4 protein-coding genes are annotated in these 5,938 nt (G+C 60.4%); 2 read left to right on the top strand and 2 right to left on the bottom strand.

The features are described from left to right. Nucleotides 1-87: 87 nt before the first annotated feature. Nucleotides 88-519: a helix-turn-helix domain-containing protein gene (locus HMPREF3148_RS04185; protein WP_129721176.1), complete on the bottom strand. Its 432-nt coding sequence runs from the start codon at nucleotides 517-519 to the stop codon at nucleotides 88-90. A 43-nt stretch (nucleotides 520-562) separates the two neighbouring features. After that, complete coding sequence (locus HMPREF3148_RS04180) at nucleotides 563-853, bottom strand: hypothetical protein (protein ID WP_070508754.1); 291 nt, start codon at nucleotides 851-853, stop codon at nucleotides 563-565. 409 nt (nucleotides 854-1,262) lie between these two features. On the opposite strand from HMPREF3148_RS04180, the gene HMPREF3148_RS04175 reads away from it, so the two are divergent. Continuing rightward, nucleotides 1,263-1,871 carry a TetR/AcrR family transcriptional regulator gene (locus HMPREF3148_RS04175; RefSeq protein WP_065420416.1) on the top strand — a complete coding sequence of 203 codons (609 nt, stop codon included), beginning with the start codon at nucleotides 1,263-1,265 and terminating at the stop codon, nucleotides 1,869-1,871. Nucleotides 1,872-1,883: 12 nt separating this feature from the next. After that, complete coding sequence (gene mfd / locus HMPREF3148_RS04170; protein ID WP_049062776.1) at nucleotides 1,884-5,534, top strand: transcription-repair coupling factor; 3,651 nt, start codon at nucleotides 1,884-1,886, stop codon at nucleotides 5,532-5,534. Nucleotides 5,535-5,938: the final 404 nt, after the last annotated feature.

Raw genomic sequence — 5,938 nt, 5'->3', positions numbered from 1 at the left:
CCACCCCGGTTGCGGTGTCAACCCTGGTTGCAAACATTGCTTATATCAAAGGAAAACCCCACCACCTCAGGGGCGGCAGGGCTGCTTTTAGTCAGCGATTGGGATAATAGTTGCATTAGTGCGCATGGCCTGGCCCACCAGGTGTATCCACCATGATTCAGGTAATGGGCGGCCATCTAGCATGCGGTAGCCTCCGGTGTGAGTCATGACCTGCCCAGCGTCCTGCAAATCCGATTCCCACATTTGGGTTGCAAAGGTGAGTTTGCGGAGGGCGGTTTCTACCCATCCGGGTATTTCTTCGAGCTTCTCCCAGCGTTCTGCTGTGCGCTTACCTACCCCTAGGTATTCGGCTAGGTGTGCCGCACTGATTCCTAATGATTCGCGGGCTACACGTAGGGCTAGGCCACTGCGCGGGGCGTGCGCTGGATTGTGGGGGAATACTGGCTTGCGCACATCATCGGGTAGGGTGGCGTGCCATTCGGGGCCGTATTCGTCATATGGAGTTTCGTAAATATCCATGGTGATATAAGTGCGCCCCGGCGGTATGGCCGGGGCTGTTGGTTTAGCGTCCAATGATGGTGATGGTTGCGATGTATTCGGTTTCCTCGTTGGTGTCCTCGTCGGCTTCTGCGATGGTGCCCTGGATGATGATCTCTGCAAAGTCTTCATCGATTTCCTGGGTTACGACCTCGAAGTCTTGCAGGCTGCCCTCGTAGTCGGGGGAGTTGAAGAAGTCGAGCATGTCTTTGATGACTTCTGCGGCGGTGTCGCCGTAGGTGTCGATGGTTGCGGTGGTGTGGGTGATTCCGTTGTTGGCGAGTTCCAGCTCTGCGGAGTAGGTGAGGGTGGTCATTTCGGATTCCTTTCCGGTTTGGACTGGCTTTGTGCCGGTCTCTTTCTTTCTGACATGACTAACATTAATCCCTGTCGCGCTTCGTGTCAACATGGGGGTAGCGTGGGGGGGTAAAGGATGGTAAAAGCGTGACTGCAATTTGACTGCACACACCACCACAAACCGCCATAAACCGCCCTACACCGCCTTATTGCAAAAACTAGAAAACCCCCACCGACCAGCATTTTTAATGGTCGGCGAGGGTCGGAAGAAGCTTCCCCACCAGGACTCGAACCTAGAATGACGGTACCAAAAACCGTAGTGTTGCCGATTACACCATGGGGAATAACCGCGCGCTCAAGGCGTGCGTTGCTAATAGTACCTGACGCACATGCCTTAATTACAAATGCCACCCACTAAGCTTGATCGCATGGTTCGACAGAGGATGACTGGACGCGAACGTCGCGAGCAATTGATCGTGATTGGCCGAGCGGCTTTTGCCGAGCTGGGCTTCGACGGCGCCAGTGTGGAGGAGATTGCGGCGCGAGCTGGCGTTTCCAAGCCCGTGGTCTATGAGCACTTCGGAGGGAAAGAAGGCCTCTATGCGGTCATCGTGGACCGTGAGATGCTCGCGCTGGAGGAGGTGATTACGCATTCGCTTAGCGACGGCACGTGGCGCGAGCGCATCGAGAAAGCCACTGTTGCACTTTTAAACTACGTGGAGCAAGAAACCGATGGGTTCTTAATCCTCGTGCGTGACTCCAAGCCCGGCGACGAACGCTCCTATTCCACTTTGCTTAATTCCTCCGTGGGGCAGGTTTCCTATATCCTAGGCTCCGCCTTCGAGCGCCGCGGCCTCGACGCGAAACTGGCAGGACTTTATGCCCAAGCGCTAGTCGGCATGGTCTCGATGACCGCCCAATGGTGGCTGGACACCCGCCAGCCGGCAAAGGAAGTGGTGGCTGCGCACATCGTAAACTTGTGCTGGAATGGGCTGTCTGGAATGGAAGCTAAGCCAAAATTGAGAGGAACTAACTAAGTGGCAACGCCGATGCTCGCCGGACTACTCAAGGTCGCGGCTTCCGACCCGAAACTCAAAGGGCTTGCCACCCAGGTAGGCGAGCCACACCTGCACATCACCGGCATCGACCAAGCGCGCCCGTGGGCTATCGGCACGCTGGCGAATCAGGCGCCCGTGCTTGTCGTCACCGCCACCGGCCGTGAGGCCGAGGACCTCACCGCGGAGCTAACCGCGATGATGGGGGACAAGGTTGCCCAGTTCCCGGCGTGGGAAACCCTTCCGCACGAACGCCTTTCGCCCGGCGCGGATATCGTGGGCCGCCGCGCGCAGGTGCTGCACCGCATTGCAGAAGGCAAGCTGCGCGTCGTCGTCACGGCAGCGCGTGGATATAGCCAACCGATCTTGAAAAACGTGGAAGGCCGCAGCCCGATCAGCCTGGCCGAGGACATGGAAATAGAGCTCGAGGCCATCGTCTCCCAGCTGGAGTTTCGTGCCTATAAGCACGTGGACATGGTGGCCAAGCGCGGCGAGTATGCCGTCCGCGGCGGCATCTTGGATGTCTTTCCCACGACGCTCGATTACCCGGTGCGTGTGGAGTTCTGGGGCGATGAAATTACCGATATCAGGCAGTTTTCCGTCGCCGACCAGCGCGCGATTCCAGAGATTGAGGTCGGCGCGGTGGACATCTTCCCGGCGCGTGAGCTTCCGATTACTGACGACGTCGCCAAGCGTGCCCAAGACCTTGCCCTCCAGCACCCGGGCAATGCTGCCCTCGTGGAGCTTTTGACCAGGGTAGGTGAGCATATTCCGGCCGACGGCATGGAGGCGCTGCTTGCGGTGCTTAGCGACGCCCCGCTGGTTACCCTTCCCGAATTCATGCCGGAGGGTACCCACGTGCTGCTGGTCGCGCCGGAAAAGATTCGCACCCGTATTGCGGATCTAGAGTCCACGGACGCGGAATTCTTGGCTGCCGGTTGGGAAGCCGCTGCCATGGGGGCGGATGGTCCTTTGGCTGCTGAAGGCCTGGATACCGAGGCCGCTAGCTACCGTTCCTACGAGTCTTTGGAAGCAACGTGCGCTAACGCGAATTTGCCGCTGTGGACCTTTGCTCCTCCTGGAATGTTCATGGCCGACGAGTCGCAGACCTTGCCGCTCGAGTATGAACCGGGCCCGACGCCACGTGGTGACGTCAAGGAGATCGACGCCATGATGGCGCAGCTGCTCGCGCATACCCGCGATGGCGGGCGTGCGGCGTTTATCGCGCCGGCTCAGGGTGCTATCAAGCGCATGGTGGAACGCTTTGCCGAGAAGGGGATTCGCACCAAGGTCGCAACGCCCGGCTGGGAACCGACCCCGGGTGAGGTCACGCTATACCAGGCGCTCTCGCATGCGGGCCTGGTGTTCCCCAAGGCACGCAGCCAGGGTGGCGCCACCAAGGAGGCCCTGCCGCTGGTTGTGGTGACGGAGACGGACCTGACGGGTAACCGCGTGGGCGACATTGCCGGCGCTAAGCGACGCCCCGCCAAGCGCCGCAACCGCGTCGATCCGCTCGCATTGAAGCAGGGCGATCACGTGGTGCATGAGACCCACGGCATCGGCCGCTTCCTGAAGATGGCTGAGCGCACGATCCAGTCTGGTGACGAGACCTCGCGCCGCGAGTACATCGTCTTGGAATACGCGGCGTCGAAGCGCGGCCAGCCGGCCGATCAGCTCTGGGTGCCGATGGACTCGCTGGACCTGTTGTCGAAGTACACCGGCGGCGAGAAGCCGACGCTGTCCAAGATGGGCGGCTCGGACTGGAAGAACACCAAGAAGAAGGCGCGTGCCGCTGTCCGCGAGATCGCGGGCGAGTTGGTGGAACTTTATGCCAAGCGTCAGGCTTCGCCGGGCCACCAGTTTGCGCCGGATACACCGTGGCAGGCGGAGATGGAAGACAACTTCCCGTACGTCGAGACTGAGGACCAAATGCTGGCCATCGACGCGGTCAAAGAGGACATGGAGTCCACCGTTCCCATGGACCGGGTGGTCGTGGGCGACGTGGGCTACGGCAAGACCGAGGTAGCGGTGCGCGCAGCCTTCAAGGCAGTGCAGGACGGAATGCAGGTGGCGGTTCTCGTACCTACCACTCTGCTTGCGCAGCAGCATGCGGATACCTTCCGCGAACGCATGACGGGTTTCCCTGTCAATATCCAGGTGCTGTCCCGCTTTACGTCGACGAAGGATGCCAAGGAGATTGTCTCCGGCCTAGCAGACGGTTCTGTCGATATCGTCATCGGAACGCATCGCCTGCTGCAAACAGGTGTGCATTGGAAGAACCTGGGCCTCATTGTGGTTGACGAGGAGCAGCGCTTCGGCGTCGAGCACAAGGAACACATCAAGGCGCTTAAGGCTTCGGTGGACGTGCTGACGATGTCGGCGACGCCAATTCCGCGCACCCTCGAGATGTCCATGGCGGGTATCCGCGAAATGTCTACTATTCTGACCCCGCCGGAGGACCGCCATCCGGTCCTGACTTATGTGGGTGCCTACGAGGACAAGCAGATTGCCGCGGCCATTCGTCGCGAGCTGTTGCGTGATGGCCAGACTTTCTTCATCCACAACAAGGTCTCTGATATTGAGAAGAAGGCGCGCGAGCTCCGCGAACTCGTGCCAGAGGCCCGCATCGTGGTTGCGCACGGCCAGATGAACGAGGAAGCCCTCGAACAGACCGTGCAGGGTTTCTGGGATCGCGAGTACGACGTCCTGGTTTGTACCACCATCGTGGAGACAGGCTTGGATATCGCGAATGCCAATACGCTCATCGTGGAGAACGCCCACCACATGGGCTTGTCCCAGTTGCATCAGCTGCGCGGGCGCGTGGGTCGTTCCCGTGAGCGCGGCTATGCCTACTTCCTGTACCCGAAGGGCGCCACGCTGACGGAGACTTCCTACGACCGCCTGGCCACCATTGCGCAGAACAATGATCTGGGCGCCGGCATGGCCGTGGCGATGAAGGACTTGGAGATGCGTGGTGCCGGTAACGTGCTGGGTGCCCAGCAGTCCGGTCACATTGCAGGCGTGGGCTTCGACCTGTACGTGCGGTTGGTGGGCGAGGCGGTTGAGACCTTCAAGGCCTTGGCACGTGGCGAGGTTCCCAAGGCCACTGACGACGGCCCGAAGGAGATCCGCCTCGACCTGCCAGTCGACGCCCACATCCCTGAGGATTACATCAACTCTGAGCGTTTGCGCTTGGAGGTCTACCGCAAGTTTGCGGCGTCCAAAGACAATGCGGACCTGCAGCTGGCAGTGGAGGAGATGGAGGACCGCTACGGCCCGCTGCCGCAGCCGGTTACTCGTTTGCTTGCGGTAGCACGCTTGCGCCACCAGGCCCGCCGCGCCGGCGTCTCGGACATCACGGTCCAAGGCACGCGCATCAAGGTCCACCCAGTGGAGCTGCCAGACTCCAAGCAGGTTCGTCTCAAGCGCCTGTTCCCCGGCTCGAACTACCGCGCCGCGGCGAAGGCTATTCAGCTCAACTTCCCCAAGGCGGGCCGCAACGTCACGGACCCGAAGCTACGCGACGTCGAGCTGCTGCAGTGGGTCGCGGACTTCCTGTCGCAGATGTTCGACATCGATCAGGCGGACGTCACCGGCGGCAAGACCCCGCGGAAGATGGGCAACGTTATTTCCGTGAGCGAGTAGCGCTTTCTAGAAGTTGCGCAGGAACGACAGCGAGCTCAGTGCAAAGAGCATCGCCGGGCCCGCAAGCAGCGGGCCAAGCCCGGCCTCGCTGGCCGCGGCGAAATTGATAGTGGACCTTCAGGCTAACCGAGGCCCACGCAATTGATAGGGGTGTCCGCCTCGCGATTCCACCGGCACGCTCGCGTCGAAAAGTGCTGACCTGCACGTTTATCCCCTCATTACCCCTGTTCGAATACCCCTGTTCGACTAATACATTGGACAATCGGTTGCAGGCTTTCCGATGCCTCTTTATCCTCCGTGGCATGACCGTCTCGATCTTCGATGCTCTTGCTCTCGGTGTCGATTCTCTCAAGGAAGCCGCTGGCCTTAGCGTGGCTGAACTCCGCGACCGCGGCCTAACACTC

The organism is Corynebacterium sp. HMSC05D08, assembly GCF_001807215.1.
In the GTDB taxonomy this organism is placed as follows: domain Bacteria; phylum Actinomycetota; class Actinomycetes; order Mycobacteriales; family Mycobacteriaceae; genus Corynebacterium; species Corynebacterium striatum.
This window is presented reverse-complemented; position numbering and strand designations above follow the sequence as displayed.